Source organism: Streptomyces sp. KPB2 (genome assembly GCF_003950055.1).
Classification (GTDB): domain Bacteria; phylum Actinomycetota; class Actinomycetes; order Streptomycetales; family Streptomycetaceae; genus Streptomyces; species Streptomyces salinarius.
On sequence record NZ_CP034353.1, the window covers coordinates 8,027,255 to 8,042,653 of the forward strand.

Here is a 15,399-nt window from a genome sequence, read left to right on the forward strand (position 1 = left end):
TCCGCGCTCCGGCCCTCGACCCACCCCCACACTTGGAGATCGAACGATGAAAATGAGACCTCTCGTCGCCTCCCTCGGCCTGCTCGCCGGCTCGCTCGCCGCCGTTGCCTCCGGCGCCACCGCCCAGGCCGCGACGCAGGCCGCGACGACGGTGTACGTCGCACCGTCCGGCACCGAGGGCGCCGCCGGCACCCTCGCCGACCCGACGACACTGGCCTCGGCGATCAGCCGGGTCGCCCCGGGCGGCACGATCTATCTGCGCGGCGGGACGTACGCGTACGGCCAGACCGTCACCGTGCCCGAGGGCGCGAACGGCACCGCGTCCGCGCGCACGACCATCACCGCCTACGCAAGCGAGAAGCCGGTGCTCAACTTCGCGGCCCAGAGCGAGGATTCCTCGAACCGCGGGCTGCAGGTGAACGGCTCCTACTGGCACATCAAGGGCATCGTCGTCGAGCATGCCGGGGACAACGGCATCTACATCGGCGGCAGCAACAACGTCATCGAGCGCACCGTCACCCGCTTCAACCGGGACACCGGCCTGCAACTCGGCCGGATCTCCTCCAGCACGCCCGTAAGCCAGTGGCCGGCGAACAATCTGATCCTGAGCGCCGAGTCGCACGACAACGCCGACTCCGACGGCGAGGACGCGGACGGTTTCGCCGCCAAACTCACCACGGGCCCGGGCAACGTCTTCCGCTACGCCGTCTCCCACCACAACATCGACGACGGCTGGGACCTGTACACCAAGACCGAGACCGGGGCGATCGGCCCGGTCACCATCGAGGACTCGCTGGCGTACGGCAACGGCACGCTCAGCGACGGCACCGTGAACGACAACGGTGACCGCAACGGCTACAAGCTCGGCGGCGACGGCATCGCCGTCGACCACGTCGTCCGCCGCAGCATCGCCTTCAAGAACGGCCACCACGGGTTCACGTACAACAGCAACCCGGGCAGCATGGCGATCTCCAGCAACCTGGGCGTCGACAACGCCGAACGCAACTACTCGTTCGACAAGGGCACGTCGGTGTACCGCTCCAACACCTCCTGCCGGTTCTCCGTGTCCGGCTCGAACGACAAGACCGTCGGGAACGCGGACAGCACCAACCAGTTCTGGACGGGCACGAACGGTTCCCGCTGCTCCTCCTACAGCGGTGCCCTCGGCTGGTCGTTCGCCGCGGACGGCAAGCTGGCCGTCACCCTTGGCGGCAAGGCCGTGACCTTGTAGGACGCCCCGCGACCGGACCGGCCCGGCGGATGCGCACCGCCGGGCCGGTCCGGCCGGTCGAGGCCCCCTCGGCGCGGACCGGCCCGCGAGTACGGGCACCTAGACTGGTCGGCGCAGAGCACGGAGCTGATGATCAGGCCGGAAGGGAGAAGGACCGTGGCGGCAGACGTCGGTGGGTCCGAGGACCCGCCCGCCGAGGTGCTGACGGAGGCGGCCGCCGCGTTCGGGCTGCTGGCGTCGTCCGCCCGGCTGCACATCGTGTGGGCGTTGTCGCAGGGCGAGAGTGATGTGAGTCACCTCGCGGACCGGGTGGGCGGGGCGCTTCCCGCGGTCAGCCAGCACTTGGCGAAGCTCAAGCTCGCCGGTCTGGTGCGCTCCCGCAGGGAAGGGCGACGGGTCGTCTACTTCGTCGACGACTCCGACGTGGTGACCGTGGTGCGCCTGATGGTCGGCCAGCTCACCGCCCGCGCCCAGGGTGCGTCCGCCCCGGTGCGCCGGCTGCGCGGGTCCGGTGCGTGAGACGGCCCCGGCGTCGCAACCCGGCGGTGAGGGGCCGGCCCACGGTGCCGCGCCGGCGCCGGAGGAGCTCTCGGCCGCCGGTGCGCACGTTCCGACCGTGCTGCAGGTGCTGCGGCAACTGGACAGCACGCCGCGAGGACTGACCGAGGCGCAGGCACAGGAGCGGCTGGCACGGTCCGGGCCGAACACGCTCCCCGTGCATCGCGGCGCCTCGTGGCCGCGGCTCTTCGTCCGCAGCCTGCGGGATCCGTTCACGGCAGTCCTGGGGTGTCTCGGCCTGGTGTCGGCGGCCGTCGCCTCCTGGGGCACGGCCTGTGTGATCCTGCTCCTCGTCGGGGTGAGCTGTGTCCTGCGGGCGACCCCGGAACTCAGGGCCGACCGCTCCATGGCCACGCTGCGCAGGATGGTCGCCACCACCGCCGCGACCCAGCGCCGCACGGAGGACGGCGCGGCTCCCGAACTCCGGGAGATCCCGGTGGACGAGCTGGTGCCCGGTGACGTGGTACGCCTCGGTCCGGGCGATCCGGTTCCGGCCGACGTACGGCTCCTGCGGGCTCGCGGGCTGACGGTGTACCAGGCCGCCCTCACGGGGGAGTCGGCCCCCGTGGCCAAGGACGCCCGCGACATGCCGGCAGCGGCCGGTTCCGGCACGGGCTCCCTCGCGCGACGCGCGAAACCGGGAGCGGGGGGATTCGACGAACCCCACCTCTGTTTCCAGGGCAGCAGCGTCGCCTCCGGCAGTGGCACGGCGGTCGTCGTGGCGACCGGGGCGCGGACCCGGTTCGCCGAGGCCCACGGCCGTCTCGCCGTGCCGCGGGAGGCCGGCGCCTTCGACCGTTCGGTGCGCGGCATCTCGTGGATCCTGATCCGGTTCATGCTGGTGACCCCGCCGCTGGTCCTGATGGCGAATGCCGCGCTGCGCGGGCGCGGTCTGGAGACGGTGCCGTTCGCCGTCGCGGTGGCGGTCGGGCTGACCCCGGAGATGCTGCCGGTGGTCGTCACCACCTGCCTGGCCCGCGGGGCGGCGCTGCTGGCCCGTACGCACGGGGTGATCGTCAAACGGCTCACGGCGCTGCACGACCTGGGCGCCGTCGACGTCCTCTGCCTGGACAAGACCGGCACCCTCACCCAGGACCGTCCCGTCGTCCACCGCGCCGTCGAGCCGGCGGGCACCGAAGACTCCGAGGTGCTGCGCTGGGCCGCGGTGAACGCCTGGTCGACCCTTCACCTGGCCGATCTGCCCGCGCCGGACGCCCTCGACGAGGCGGTCCTGGACGCCGTGGACGAAGACGAACTCATGCCGTACGACGCGGTGGCGGTCCTGCCCTTCGACCCGGTGCGGCGCCTTGCCACCGCGGTCGTCCGCACACCGGGCCGGCTGGGCACGCACACGCTGGTCGTCAAGGGAGCCGCGGAGGCCGTTCTGCAGCGTTGCGCGCTGGCGGACGACGAGCGCGACGGCCTGCTCGCCCGCGCCACCGCGCAGGCGGAGGACGGGTTGCGCGTGCTGGCGGTCGCCACCGCCGAACGCCCCGCCCGCACCCGCGACTACACCCCGGCCGACGAACGCGGCCTGCTCTTCCGGGGCTTCGTCACCTTCCAGGACGCGCCGGCGCCCACCGCCGCCGAGGCGCTGGCGGTCCTCGCGAAGCGAGGCGTCACGGTCAAGCTGCTGACCGGCGACCATCCGGGAACCGCTGTGCGAACCTGCCGCGATCTGGGCATCCAGGTCGGCCCGGAGTCCGTCCTCACCGCCGAGGGCGTCGACGGGCTCCGCGACGACGAACTCGCCGCCGCCGCGCGGCGTGCCACCGTCTTCGCGCGCTGCACTCCCGAACACAAAGCCCGGATCGCCGCCGCCCTGCGCGCCGGCGGGCACACCGTCGGCTTCCTCGGCGACGGTGTCAACGACCTGCCGGCCCTGCACGCGGCCGACGTCGGCATCGTCCACCGCGACGCCGTGGGCGTCGCCAGGGAGAGCGCCGACGTGGTCCTCGCGGACAAGGACCTCACCGCGATCGACCACGCCATCACGGCGGGGCGCCACTCCGGCGCCAACATCGCCACCTATCTGCGCATCATCCTGTCCTCGAACCTGGGCAACGTGATCGCGATGCTCGGCGCGGGTCTCCTCCTCCCCTTCCTGCCGATGCTCCCGGCCCAGGTCCTCGCGCAGAACCTCTGCTTCGACGCGGCCCAGCTCGCCTTCGCCCACGACCGGCCCGATCCGCGGGCCCTGCACCGGCCCACCCTGCTGCGCCCGCGCGGGCTCCTGCGCTTCATCACCGGCTTCGGCCTGCTCAACGCCGTCGCCGACCTGGCCACCTTCGGTGTCCTCGCCCTCACCCTGTACGGGCCCGACGGCCTGGACGACGAGGCGGTCTTCCACTCCGGCTGGTTCACCGAGAACCTGGTCACCCAGGCCCTGGTGATGCTGATCCTGCGCGGCGCGGGTCGCGTCCCGGGCCCGGTCGCCTGGGCGGCCGCCGCGCTGGCCGCCGCAGGGCTGCTGCTGCCGGTCTCGCCGCTCGGCTCCGTGCTCGGCCTCACGGCCCTGCCGGCCCTGTACTACGTGCTGCTCGCCGTCGTCCTCGTGTTCTATGCGGCCGGGCTGGCGGCGGCCAGGACGCGCTACGACGACCGGCGACGGCCCGGGGCCGGGCGCACCCGTCCGGCCCGCGGCCGGCGTCACCCGTAGGACAGGTCCGAGCACAGGTCGTCGTCGGCGGAGCGGGCCCCGTCCGCGACCGAGGAGGGCACGGCGGTCGGTTCCGGCGCGGCGGAACTGCCGTCGGCGGCGTAGGACGCTCCCAGGACCACCCGGACGCCGGAGCCGGCCCCGCCGGCGGACCGGAGCTGAGCACCGGGGAAGACCGCGGCGACCGTCCGGGCCTGCGCTTCGAGGCCCGCGCCGTACTCGATCACGGTGGTGGCGTGGTCCTGGCTGTTCGCGTTGGCGGTGCCGGTGACCGTGAAGCCGTGCTCGGTGAGCGTCGTCGCGGCCTTCGAGGCCAGACCGGGCACGGTGGTGCCGTTGTGGACCGCGACCTCGATGCCGTCGCCGGAAATCCGTTCCTCCCTCTCCGGCGAGGGGGAGGCGGAAGCCTGTGCCGTGTTCCTGCCGCTGGCGTCGGTGCCGTCGATGGTGCGGTCGGCTCCGAGCGCGGCCCACAACCGGTCGGCGTCCGGCTGGACGATCGCGACGCGGCTGCCCTCGTACCGCCAGGGGATGGTGACGAATTTCGTGCTGTGCAGGTCGACGTCCTTCAACGACATCGCGAAGGAGATCAGCTTGTCGGCCGTGCCCAGGCCCGGGTCGACGGTCATCGACTTGGTGGCCGCGTCGGCGAGGGGGAACAGCTTGGCCGGGGTGAGCCCGTTGCTCTTGATCTTGCCGATGAGGCTGGCGACGAAGGCCTGCTGGCGTTTGATGCGCCCTATGTCCGAGCCGTCGCCGATGCCGTGCCGGAGACGGACGTAGTCGAGGGCCTGCTGCCCGGAGACGGTCTGCTCGCCCTTCTTGAACAGCAGTCGGCCCTGTGTGGTGCGGTGGGGGTTGAGGTCCTTCTCGTGCACGTCGCCGGGGAGGCACACGTCCACCCCGCCCACGACGTCCGTCAGTGCCGCGAAGCCCTTGAAGTCGACGACGACCGTGTGGTCCACGCGCAGACCGGTCAGCTCCTCGACCGTGTTCTGAGTGCAGGCGGGGTTGCCCTTCGCCGTCTGGCCCACCGAGAAGGCCGAGTTGAACATCGCGTTGGTCTGCGTCGTCGTCCAGGTCCCGTCGGGAAGCCTGCATGGCGGGATGGTCAGCAGGGTGTCGCGCGGGATCGAGACGGCCGTGGCGTGCTTGTGGTCGGCGTGGACGTGCAGCAGGAACGCCGTGTCGGAGCGGCCGATGTCGTCCTTGCTGCCGCCGCCCAGCGCGCTGTTGCCGTCGGTGCGCGCGTCCGAGCCGATGACGAGGACGTTCTCGCCCTTGGAGGAACCGGCCTCGGGACGGTTCTTGGACAGGCCGTCGCCGTCGAAGGTGTCGATGTTGCCGTTGAGCTTCAGGTAGATCCACCCCAGACCGGCGGTGCCCAGCACCACCACGGCCAGCGCGGTCAGGAGTGTGATCCGCAGCGGGCTGCGCCTGCGGCGCCGCGCCGCGGCGGCGCGACGCCGGGAGGGCCCACCGCGGCGGGGCGGGTCCGCCCGGCGCCGACGGTGGGACGGGTTGGTGCGGTCGTGCGTGGCGGTCACTGATACGTCCTCATACGTCCTCATCCATCCGGCTCATACGGAGGGGACGACTGACCCCACCCCCATGGTTGTACAGTTGCGCAATATAGCAATTATTGGCTCCGTGCCGTCCGGCGCGGGCCGCCGACCGGCGACAAGGAGAGTGGGCGGGATGCTCCGCAACGGACTGGAACCCTGGCACCTGCTGATCGTGGCGATCGTGACCATCGCGCTGTTCGGGTCGAAGAAGCTGCCCGAGACCGCACGCGCCCTGGGCAAGTCGATGCGCATCCTCAAGAGCGAGGCCAAGGCCATGAAGGGGGACGAGGCCGCGCCGTCCGCCGCGGCCGGGGATGCGTCCACCCCCACCGCCGCGGTGCCGCGGGTGAGCGGCGCCGCGCAAGGGGAGGTCCGGCCGGCCGCCGGGGGCGACTCCGCCCGCTGAGGGCGGCGCCTCCCCGAATCAGGGACTGGCCGCGTCGAAGCCGTACCGCAGCGGCCGGTCCTTCACCCGGGCGTCGCGCCGGTAGACGTAGACGGCCTCCACGCGCACTCCGTCGGGCACGTCGTCCGGCGCGCAGGCGCGGGTCACCTGGATCACCCAGGGTCGCCCCGTCACCTTCATGTGCGCCCCGTCGGCCGGGCCTCCTGTGAGGACCGCGGTCTCCCAGCTCGTCGCTTCCGTAGTCTCCATGGCGACAGTTTATGGGTTGCGCAACTTTACGAGTGTCGTGAGGTGGATCACGGGAAAGCCGGCGCCGTCGCTCACTGCCCCGACAACGGGACGACGGTATCGGCACCGCGGTATCGGCGGCGATGGCATCGGCCACCCGCCCGACGGTGAGTCCGTCGGTGTCGATGCGCAGATTTCCGGCCCCGGTCCACCGCGGCCCCGTCGGTGCCGACGCAGGCACCGTCCGGAGGTGCGTGCCGGCGGGCAGCCGGGGGGCGCCCGGTTCGCGGACGCCGGACTAATCGGCTCCCGCGTGGTGGGACCGCCCCGGGTGCCCCCGCGTGAACCGGGACGGCGGGACGCCGAAGGTGCGGGTGAAGGCGGCGGTGAACGCGGCGGGGGAGGCGTAGCCGAGCCGGCCCGCGACCTCGCTGACCGAGTCGGACCGCAGCAGCGGCACCGCCGCGAGCAGGCGTGCCCGGCCCCGCCAGACGGCCGGGCTGTCGCCCGTCTCGGCGCGGAAGCGCCGCGTGAACGCCCGCTCGCTCAGGTGCGTACGCGCCGCCCAGGAGGCATTGGTGACCCCGGCGTCCGGGGCGGCCAGGTACTCCCGGCACGGCGCGGCCAGATCCGCGGACGCGGGGATGCGGACGTGGAACGGGAGCGGGGCGCGCGCCGCGATCTCGTGCAGCAGGAGGTCGGCCACGCTGCCGTCGCGCCCGGCCAGGCTGTAGTCGGCCTCGAACTCCACGGCCGCCAGGAGGAGTTCACGCAGGAGCGGCGGCACGTCCACGACCGTGCAGGTGTCGGGCCACCACGGTACGGAGTCCGGCTCGATGTACAGGCTGCGGGTGCTCACGCCCAGCATCCGCACCCGGTGCCGGGTGCCGGCCGGGACCAGGACGGCGCGCTCGGGCGGTACCGTCCAGGTGCCGTCGTCGGTGTCGACCACCATGACTCCGGTGGCGCCGTACAGGAACTGCGCGCGCCGGTGCTCGTGCCAGTCCAGGAGGTGCCCGGGCGGGTAGTCGGTCCCGATCGGCAGCACGGCCCGGTCCACGGCGTCGACGTCGGCCAGGGGGACGTTCTTCACCCGGCCAGGCTACGGCCGTCCTGGCCGGGTCGCGAAAGTCTCGTGCCGGACATCGAATGCGGGCGCCGCCGCCGAACTGGTGGAGTGGCCCGTGTGGAATTCGTGGCTCTGCTCGGAATCGGGCTCCTTACCGGTGTGACCACCGTCCTGTTCGGGTTCGGCGGCGGTTTCGTCACCGTCCCCGTCGTAGTGTGGGCGGACTCCGCGCTCGGCGCGGACGCGATGCGGGTGGCGACGGCCACCTCGGCCCTGGTCATGGTGGCCAACGCCGCCTTCGCCACCGCCGTCACGCCGCGGCGGGTGCTGGGCGTCCTGCGCGGCAGCGGCCCGCTGCTCCTCCTGCTGGGCGCCGGCGCCACGGCCGGCGCGCTGACCGCCCGCCACGCACCGGCCTGGCTGATCCGCTGGGCGTTCGTGGCGTACGTCGTCCTCACCGTCGTGGACCTGCTGCTGCGCCCCGGTTTCCTGCGCCCGCGCGCCCCGGCGGTGGAAGCTCCGGGTGCCCCGCGCCCCCTGCCGGCCGTCGTCGGTGCACCCGTCGGCGCGGTCGCCGCCTTCCTCGGGGTGGGGGGCAGCGTCATGACCGTCCCCGCGATGCGGCGGGCCGGTCACACGATGCACGTGGCGACCGCGCTGGCCAACCCGCTGACCCTCGTGATCGCGCTCCCGGCTGCCGCCGTCTTCCTGGCCGGCTCCGGGGGCCCCGTCGGCACCCGGGCCGACGTGACCCTGGTGGGCCTCGTCGACCTGCGCGCGGCCGGCGCACTGCTCCTGGGCGCCCTGCCGGTGATCGCGGTGCTGCGCCGACGCCCGCCGGGCCTCCCCGACCGCCTGCACGCCTGGACGTACGTCGCGCTGCTCGCCGCGGTGGCCCTCGCGATGGTGCGGTGAACGCCGGGCGGCCGCTCGGGCCGTGCGTGGATGAGATCATGAGTGCCTGACTACTACAGCCCTGTAGAAGGGGGACGGTTCATGTTCGACAGCCTGAAGCACCTCAAGGACAAGCTCGAGGATGTCGCCGAGGAGCACGGCGACAAGATCAGCAGTGGTCTGGAGAAGGCCGGCGACCTCATCGACGACAAGACCGGCGGCAAGCACAGTGACAAGATCGACGCCGCCGTCGACAAGGCCCAGGACTACATCGGGAAGCTGGGCGACAGGAAGGACTGACGGCCCTTCCCCTCCGTACGAGCGGCCCGGGGGTGTCCGCCCGGTGTCCGGCCGGCCTCCCGCGCCGAGCACCGGTCCGCCGGGCCCCCGGAGCGCCGCTTCGGCAGGACAGGCCCAGGGGCGAGTCGTTCAGCTCAGGTCCAGTTCCGGCCGGTAGAGGTCCAGCCAGAGGGCGAGGTCCAGGGCCCGTTCCAGGCCGCGCCTGCCCGCCTGACTGCTCGTCGGCTCCTCCCGCTCGGCGGCCCGCCGCAGCCGACCCGGGTCGACGAGGTCGAAGACGGGGTGGCCGGAGCGGGTGAGCAGCTCCCTGGCCTGGTCCTGCAGGGCTGCCGTGTACTTGGGGTCCTGGGTGGCCGGGTAGGGGCTCTTGACCCGGTCGTACACGGACTTCGGCAGCACGTCCGCGGTCGCCTCGCGCAGCAGTGTCTTCTCCCGGCCGTCGAAGGACTTCAGCGCCCAGGGAGTGTTGTAGACGTACTCGACGAGCCGGTGGTCGCAGAAGGGGACGCGGACCTCCAGGCCGATGGCCATGCTCGCGCGGTCCTTGCGGTCGAGCAGGACGCGTACGAAGCGGGTCAGGTGGAGGTGGCAGATCCGCCGCATCCGGTACTCGAAGTCGCTCTCACCGTCCAGGCGCCGGATGCCTGCCACGGCGTCGCGGTAGCCGTCGGCCACGTACGTGGTGAGGTCCAGCTTCGCCGCCAGGTCGGGGCGCAGCACATCCGTGTCCTCCCCCATGCGGCGGCTCATCGACACCAGCCAGGGGAACGTGTCGGCGCGGCGTGCCTCCTCGTCGAAGAACTGCAGGTAACCGCCGAAGACCTCGTCGGCGGACTCGCCGGAGAGGGCCACGACGGAGTGGTCGCGGATCGCCCGGAAGAGCAGGTACAGGGAGGCGTCCATGTCGCCGAGGCCGGCCGGCAGGTCCCGGGCGCGGACGACCTCGGCGCGGATCGCGGGATCCGCGAGGGTCCGGGCGTCCAGCACGATGTCCTGGTGGTCGGTGCCCGAGGCGCGGGCGACGTCGTGGGCGAAGGGGGTGTCGTGGGTGCCGCGGAGTTCGTCGGCGACGAAGTTCTCGGTCTGCCCCGTGAAGTCCACGGCGAAGCTGCGGACTTTCTCACCGCGTTCACCCAACTGCCGGGCGGCGAGGGCGGTCATCGCGGAGGAGTCCAGTCCGCCGGAGAGCAGAGTGCAGCGGGGCACGTCGGCGACGAGCTGGCGGCGCACGATGTCGTCGAGGAGCGAGCGGACGTGCTCGACGGTGGCGTCCCTGCCGTCGGTGTGCGGACGGGTCTCCAGCTCCCAGTAGCGACGCCGGTGCGGGCCCGAGCGGTCGACCGTGACGACGGTGCCGGGTTCGACCTCGCGGATGCCGTCCCAAACGGCGTGACCGGGCGTCTTGATCATGGTGAGGAGTTCCCTCAGGCCGTCGAGCCGGACCCGGCGGCGGGCCGACGGATGGGCGAGGACCGCCTTGGGCTCGGAGCCGAACAGCACCCCGTCCGCGGTGGGGTGGTAGTAGAGCGGCTTGATGCCCATGCGGTCGCGGACCATGACCAGTTTGTCCTCGCGGCCGTCCCACAGCGCGAAGGCGAACATGCCGTTGAGGCGCTCGGGGAGCGCGTGGCCCCACTCGAGGTAGCCGCGCAGCACCACCTCGGTGTCGGACCCGGTGGTGAAACGATGCCCGCGGTCGGCGAGCTCACGGCGGAGTTCGGTGAAGTTGTAGGTCTCTCCCGAGTACACGAGCGCGACCGTGCCGTGCGGGGTCTCGGTGCTCATCGGCTGCCGGCCGCCGGGCAGGTCGATGACGGCGAGCCTGCGGTGGCCGAGCGCGGCGGGCCCCTGCGCCCAGACGCCGCGGTCGTCCGGCCCGCGGCAGGCCATCGTCTCGGTCATCGCGTCCAGTGCCGCCCTCTCGGTGCCGAGATCGCGGTCGAAGGAGACCCAGCCGGTGATGCCGCACATACGCAACCTCCTGAGTCCGGCCCGCCGGCGACCTCGCCGATGCCAGTTGTTTTGCGACTGCGGGCGCGTCGACGACGAACCAGCTGTAGGTTCCATCTATATTTCGAGCGTGCGACACCGGAGTAAGCGAGGTCAACGCGGCCGCGACGGAACGGACATAGAGCATCTTCCGTTTTCAGCCATCCTTTGCGAGCGCGATACCGTCCGTCGCCCTCGGCCAGGGAGCGGCTCGCGCGGATTCGGCCACGCGCAAAGTCTTCCCCAACCACACGGTCCGGCGTCGCCCCGGACTGGGGCGCCGGCGTCGCCCCGTCGCTCAGTCGCGGCGGTACCTGGCGGCCATCGCGTGAAACACCTTCTTCGGTTCCCACCGGCTCTCGTCGAGCATGCGGACCACGCCGTAGGAGCCCAGGTCGGCCCTTCCGGGCCTGCTGTAGCCGGCGAAGGTGAACCAGAGCGCGGTGTCCACCCCTTCCTCTTCGAAGGCGTCCAGCAGTTCGGTGAGGTAGCGGACTTGCTCGTCCTCGTCCGGAACGGCGTCGTGGGGGACCTGCCAGGCCGAGCCGCCGCGCTCACCCGCGCCTCGGTAGGCGCAGGTGCCGTACTCGGTCACGGCGACGGGCTTGCCGTGTGCGCGGTGCCCCCGCAGTTCGGACCGGAAGGTGTCGGCGTTGTACGCGGCACGGTAGGCGTCGACGCCGACCAGGTCGAACGGGTGCCAGTCGACGAACTCCCAGGGCGCCGAGGCGTACGTGATGAGGCCGCCGAAGCGGGCGCGCACCGTCGCGGCCACCTGCGGGAGGAAGGCGTTGAGGCGTTCCTGTACCGGGCCGAGGCCGTTCCACCATTCCATGTCCGCCCCGGCCATGGTCCGCAGTCGGTCGCCGTAGGTCTCGCCCGGCATGAAGCCGCCGCAGAACGCGGTCATCTCACAGCCCGCGACGAAGACGACTTCGGCGCCACCACGTCGTAGGGCTTCGGCCCGGCGGGCACAGTCGGCGAAGAACGGCGGCAGCCGGTCGGCGGGAAGGTCGACGGGGAACGGGGCGAACCACACCTCGAGGCCCGCGGCTGCCGCGCACCGGGCGGCGATGCTCAGCCTTTCGGGATCCCGGCCCGAGACGCGTACGGCATCGCAGTGCAGCTCGTCGGATATCACCCCCATGTCGTGCCGGACCGTTTCGGGGTCGAACGTCTTGCGGGAGAGGTCCTGTCCGGGGAGGAACCCGGTGTCGTAGTTGATGCCTCGTGCGCGCATGTCGCCGCTCCTTCAGGTGATGACCGCCGTGTCCCGGCAGAGCGAAGGCGAGTTCGGTGACTCGGCCGGAACGCGGACCGCTTCGTGTGGTGGTGCGTCAACTGCCCCCCACTCTCTCCAAGTACAGCAGTGGGCGCCCGACGCTGCCGGTGGGGGCGGGGCGTTCGCGGCGCCGCCGGGACCGCCCCTCGGGATCCCGCATGGCCGCGGACCGACGGACGACGGAGAACTGGTCTTCGTCGCGGAAGACGTCGAGTCAGGCGGCGACGACGAGCTTGCCACAGCACGCGCAGCGAGCGGACATCGCCGGAGCCGACCGGGAGGCCGCCACGGCCTCAACGGTTGTGGTGGGCCGAGGTCCGCGATCGAATGTCCGTATGACGCCAAGGTCTTCACGCCGTCCGCGGTTGCGCCGACCCGCCCGGTCCACTCTCGTGCGGAGCCGGTTACGAGCGGCGGGGCGCGGCCCGCGGAACGGGTCGGGCGGCATGGACTGGGCACGGCGTGTCGAGCTGGTGTCGGTACTGGTGGCGTCCGCCGTGGCGGTGGCCGGCCTCTGGTACTCCAACGTCCAGGCACAACAGGCGTTGGACCAGGCGCGCCAAGAGCGGGCGTTGACGAAGGAGGGGCAGATCACCGACCGTTACACCGCGGCGGTGAGCAATCTCGGAGCGGACAAGATGGATGTGCGTCTGGGCGGCGTCTATTGCGGGTGGTGAGGACGGTCAGGGCCGCGTTGACGTCTGCCGGGACGTCCTGGCCGTGCGCCGGCGGCCTCGCGGCGTGGAGCCGGACGTACGTGGCGAGGACATTGGCGATGGTCGAATGGTCACGGGGAGAGTCCTGCATGATGCGCTCCAGGGTCTCTCACGACGGGGACTTCCGTCTGGACCTTCGCTCGGCCTGGCTCTTCGGAACCGAGATCGGGCGGCAGGTTCCCCATCAACCTGCGGTCCTGGCCCAGGCGGACCTGCGCGGCACGTACTTGCGGGGAACGAAACTGGGCTCCGCGGACTTGCGGGCCACCAACTTGAGCAATGCCGACCTGCGCAACGCAGACCTGACCAGTACCACGCTGTCCAGAGCGTCCCTGGTCAAGACAGACCTGCGAGGGGCGAAGCTGTTCGCCGCCGATCTGCGGCACTCGAGCTTTCCGGTACCGATCTGCGCTCCGCGGAAATGCGCGGTGCGCGGCTGCCTCGCGCGAACCTGACCGGTGCCAATCTGAAAGGTGCCGACCTGAGCACAGTTAACAAGGAACACCACGGCACACCGTTGGTGGGCGTGATCCTGGACGGCGCCAACCTGGAGGGCGCGAACCTGGCCGATGCGGACCTGACGGGCGCAGACCTGTCCCACGTGAAGAACCTGACGCGCAAGCAGCTCGATTCGGCCCGTACCGACGCGGAGACGAGGCTGCCCGCCGGACTCTCATAGCCCTGTCGTGTCTGCCGCCATTCCGGCCCGCACCGGTCTCGGCGGCTCCGTTTCGGCCGGGCCGCCGCCCGACTGCACATGAGCCAGCCGCCGCCGAGCCGGGCGATCAAGCAGTTGGAGGCCGAGGTCGGGGCTCTGCTCTTCGCCCCCTCGACGGCCGGCATCACGCTCACTCCGGTGGGCACGGTGCTGCTCGACGGGGCGCGGGCACTGCTCGACCATGCCGACCGCGTCCGGGTACCCGTGCGAGCGGCAGCCGGCGTCGCGACCGTCACCGTGGGCATCCTGGGCGACGGCACCGACCCGGGAGTGGCCGGGCCGGCCGCCGCCTACCGCCGTAACCACCCCGGAGTCGAGATCCGTGTCCGCGACACCGACCTGGCCGACCCGACGTGTGGACTGCGCGCCGGACTGGTCGACGTCGCCCTCACCCGGGCGCCGTTCGACGAGACCGCCCTGACAGTGCGAGAGCTGCGGCGCGATCCCGTCGGCGTAGTCCTGCGCGCCGACGACCCACTGGCCGGCCGCGACGGACTGCGGCTGGCCGAGCTGCGTGACCGCCGCCGGTTCCAGTTCCCGCAGGGCACCGACCCGGTCTGGCAGTCGTACTGGAACGATGGGAGGCCGCGCGGGGGACCAGTGGTGCGTGCCGTCCAGGAATGCCTGCAGGCCGTGCTGTGGAACGGCACGGTCGGCCTGGCCCCGCTCGGGCACGACCTGCCCGTCGAGTTCACCGCGGTGCCGCTGATCGACATGGGGCCCAGCCGAGTGGTGGCGGTGTGCAATGAACGGGACACCAATCCGTTGATCCGGTCGTTCATTCACTGGACCGGGTTCGCCACCCGGGCGTCGGCGTCCCACCACGCGCGGTGGTCCCGGTACCAGAGCACCGTCTGCGTCAGCGCCGACGCGAAAGCACGCCGGGGACGGTAGCCGAGCAGGCTGCGGGCCTTCGTCCAGTCGAGCGCGTAGCGCTGGTCGTGACCCGGCCGGTCGGCGACCTGCTCGACCCGGTCCCAGCCGGCGCCGCACGCCTCCAGGAGCAGGCCGGTCAGCTCCCGGTTGGTGAGCTCGGCACCGCCGCCGATGTGATACACCTCGCCGGCCGCACCGCGGGTGCGCACCAGCTCCACGCCCCGCACGTGGTCGTCGACGTGCAGCCATTCCCGCACCTGGGAACCGTCGCCGTACAGGGGCACCGTCAGGCCGTTCAGCAGCCGGGTGACGAACAGCGGAACGATCTTCTCCGGGTACTGGTAGGGGCCGTAGTTGTTGCTGCAACGGGTGACCCGTACATCCAGCCCGTGGGTGCGGTGGTAGGCCAGCGCCACCAGGTCCGCCCCTGCCTTGGACGCCGCGTACGGCGACCGCGGGCTCAGCGGCTGCCCCTCGGCCCAGGACCCCTCCGAAATCGTTCCGTACACCTCGTCGGTGGAGACGTGGACGAACCGCTCGACCCCGTGGCGCAGCGCCGCGTCGAGCAGCACCTGGGTGCCGAGCACATTGGTGCGCACGAACGCGTCGCCCTCGACCAGCGACCTGTCGACGTGCGACTCGGCGGCGAAGTGGACGATCTCGTCGGCGTCCCGGACGACGCGGTCCACCACGTCCGGGTCGCAGACGTCGCCCGCCACGAACCGCAACCGGGAGTCGTCCGTGACCGGCCGGAGATTGGCCAGGTTTCCCGCGTACGTCAACTTGTCGAGGACGGTCACCCGTACACCGGGCGCCGCGCCGCCGGACTCCCGGCCGAGCACCGTGCGCACGTAGTGCGAACCGATGAAACCCGCTCCGCCTGTTACGAGCAGTCGCGTCGGCATGGC

15 protein-coding genes and 1 pseudogene are annotated in these 15,399 nt (G+C 71.9%); 10 read left to right on the forward strand and 6 right to left on the reverse strand.

The genetic code is table 11. The annotated features are described in order from the left end of the window. Nucleotides 1–46 precede the first annotated feature (46 nt). The 3 genes from D1J63_RS36390 (at nt 47) to mgtA (ending at nt 4,448) form a co-directional block, all read left to right on the forward strand. Nucleotides 47–1,231 carry a right-handed parallel beta-helix repeat-containing protein gene (locus D1J63_RS36390; protein WP_125635002.1) on the forward strand — a complete coding sequence of 395 codons (1,185 nt, stop codon included), beginning with the start codon at nt 47–49 and terminating at the stop codon, nt 1,229–1,231. 156 nt (nt 1,232–1,387) lie between these two features. Then, nucleotides 1,388–1,750: a metalloregulator ArsR/SmtB family transcription factor gene (locus tag D1J63_RS36395; RefSeq protein ID WP_031044115.1), complete on the forward strand. Its 363-nt coding sequence runs from the start codon at nt 1,388–1,390 to the stop codon at nt 1,748–1,750. After that, complete coding sequence (mgtA, locus tag D1J63_RS36400; protein WP_125635004.1) at nt 1,743–4,448, forward strand: magnesium-translocating P-type ATPase; 2,706 nt, start codon at nt 1,743–1,745, stop codon at nt 4,446–4,448. Before D1J63_RS36395 ends, mgtA begins: the two co-directional genes overlap by 8 nt. Here mgtA and D1J63_RS36405 read toward each other — a convergent pair. Beyond that, nucleotides 4,439–5,995 carry an LCP family protein gene (locus D1J63_RS36405; RefSeq protein WP_125635006.1) on the reverse strand — a complete coding sequence of 519 codons (1,557 nt, stop codon included), beginning with the start codon at nt 5,993–5,995 and terminating at the stop codon, nt 4,439–4,441. The genes mgtA and D1J63_RS36405 overlap by 10 nt on opposite strands. A gap of 151 nt (nt 5,996–6,146) precedes the next feature. Between D1J63_RS36405 and tatA the strand changes: the two genes are divergently transcribed. Next, nucleotides 6,147–6,419 carry a Sec-independent protein translocase subunit TatA gene (gene tatA, locus D1J63_RS36410; protein ID WP_125635008.1) on the forward strand — a complete coding sequence of 91 codons (273 nt, stop codon included), beginning with the start codon at nt 6,147–6,149 and terminating at the stop codon, nt 6,417–6,419. 18 nt (nt 6,420–6,437) lie between these two features. Here tatA and D1J63_RS36415 read toward each other — a convergent pair whose 3' ends face one another. Continuing rightward, complete coding sequence (locus D1J63_RS36415) at nt 6,438–6,668, reverse strand: hypothetical protein (protein ID WP_125635010.1); 231 nt, start codon at nt 6,666–6,668, stop codon at nt 6,438–6,440. Nucleotides 6,669–6,945: 277 nt separating this feature from the next. Then, a complete protein-coding gene (locus D1J63_RS36420) occupies nt 6,946–7,740 on the reverse strand; it encodes a helix-turn-helix transcriptional regulator (protein WP_125635012.1) in 795 nt (264 codons plus the stop codon). Between the two features lie 93 nt (nt 7,741–7,833). On the opposite strand from D1J63_RS36420, the gene D1J63_RS36425 reads away from it, so the two are divergent. Both D1J63_RS36425 and D1J63_RS36430 read left to right on the forward strand, forming a co-directional pair. Beyond that, nucleotides 7,834–8,631 (forward strand): sulfite exporter TauE/SafE family protein, encoded by a 798-nt coding sequence (locus tag D1J63_RS36425; RefSeq protein ID WP_176156087.1) that lies wholly within the window; start codon nt 7,834–7,836, stop codon nt 8,629–8,631. Nucleotides 8,632–8,712: 81 nt separating this feature from the next. Beyond that, nucleotides 8,713–8,910, forward strand: coding sequence for an antitoxin (locus D1J63_RS36430; protein WP_031044132.1), 198 nt, complete (start codon nt 8,713–8,715; stop codon nt 8,908–8,910). A 129-nt stretch (nt 8,911–9,039) separates the two neighbouring features. Here the strand turns inward: D1J63_RS36430 and asnB are convergent, their stop codons facing one another. Together asnB and D1J63_RS36440 are read right to left on the reverse strand one after the other, a co-directional pair. Continuing rightward, the gene (gene asnB / locus D1J63_RS36435; RefSeq protein WP_125635016.1) at nt 9,040–10,881 is read right to left on the reverse strand and encodes an asparagine synthase (glutamine-hydrolyzing); all 1,842 of its coding nucleotides are present in this window, start codon (nt 10,879–10,881) and stop codon (nt 9,040–9,042) included. A gap of 316 nt (nt 10,882–11,197) precedes the next feature. After that, nucleotides 11,198–12,139 (reverse strand): hypothetical protein, encoded by a 942-nt coding sequence (locus tag D1J63_RS36440; protein WP_125635018.1) that lies wholly within the window; start codon nt 12,137–12,139, stop codon nt 11,198–11,200. 488 nt (nt 12,140–12,627) lie between these two features. Here D1J63_RS36440 and D1J63_RS36445 point away from each other — a divergent pair, with 488 nt between their 5' ends. The 4 genes and pseudogenes from D1J63_RS36445 to D1J63_RS36460 all read left to right on the forward strand — a co-directional run. Further along, complete coding sequence (locus tag D1J63_RS36445; protein WP_232249658.1) at nt 12,628–12,858, forward strand: hypothetical protein; 231 nt, start codon at nt 12,628–12,630, stop codon at nt 12,856–12,858. 128 nt (nt 12,859–12,986) lie between these two features. Further along, nucleotides 12,987–13,352, forward strand: coding sequence for a pentapeptide repeat-containing protein (locus D1J63_RS37500; RefSeq protein ID WP_232249657.1), 366 nt, complete (start codon nt 12,987–12,989; stop codon nt 13,350–13,352). Beyond that, entirely contained in the window at nt 13,319–13,576 is a 258-nt protein-coding gene (locus D1J63_RS37505; RefSeq protein ID WP_125635022.1) for a pentapeptide repeat-containing protein, read from the forward strand. The genes D1J63_RS37500 and D1J63_RS37505 overlap by 34 nt, the downstream gene beginning before the upstream one ends. A 45-nt stretch (nt 13,577–13,621) precedes the next feature. After that, nucleotides 13,622–14,509, forward strand: a pseudogene (locus D1J63_RS36460) (LysR substrate-binding domain-containing protein); the annotation flags it as partial. Here the strand turns inward: D1J63_RS36460 and rfbB are convergent. Beyond that, nucleotides 14,398–15,396, reverse strand: coding sequence for a dTDP-glucose 4,6-dehydratase (rfbB, locus tag D1J63_RS36465; RefSeq protein WP_125635026.1), 999 nt, complete (start codon nt 15,394–15,396; stop codon nt 14,398–14,400). The pseudogene D1J63_RS36460 and the gene rfbB sit on opposite strands and share 112 nt — an antisense overlap. Nucleotides 15,397–15,399: the final 3 nt, after the last annotated feature.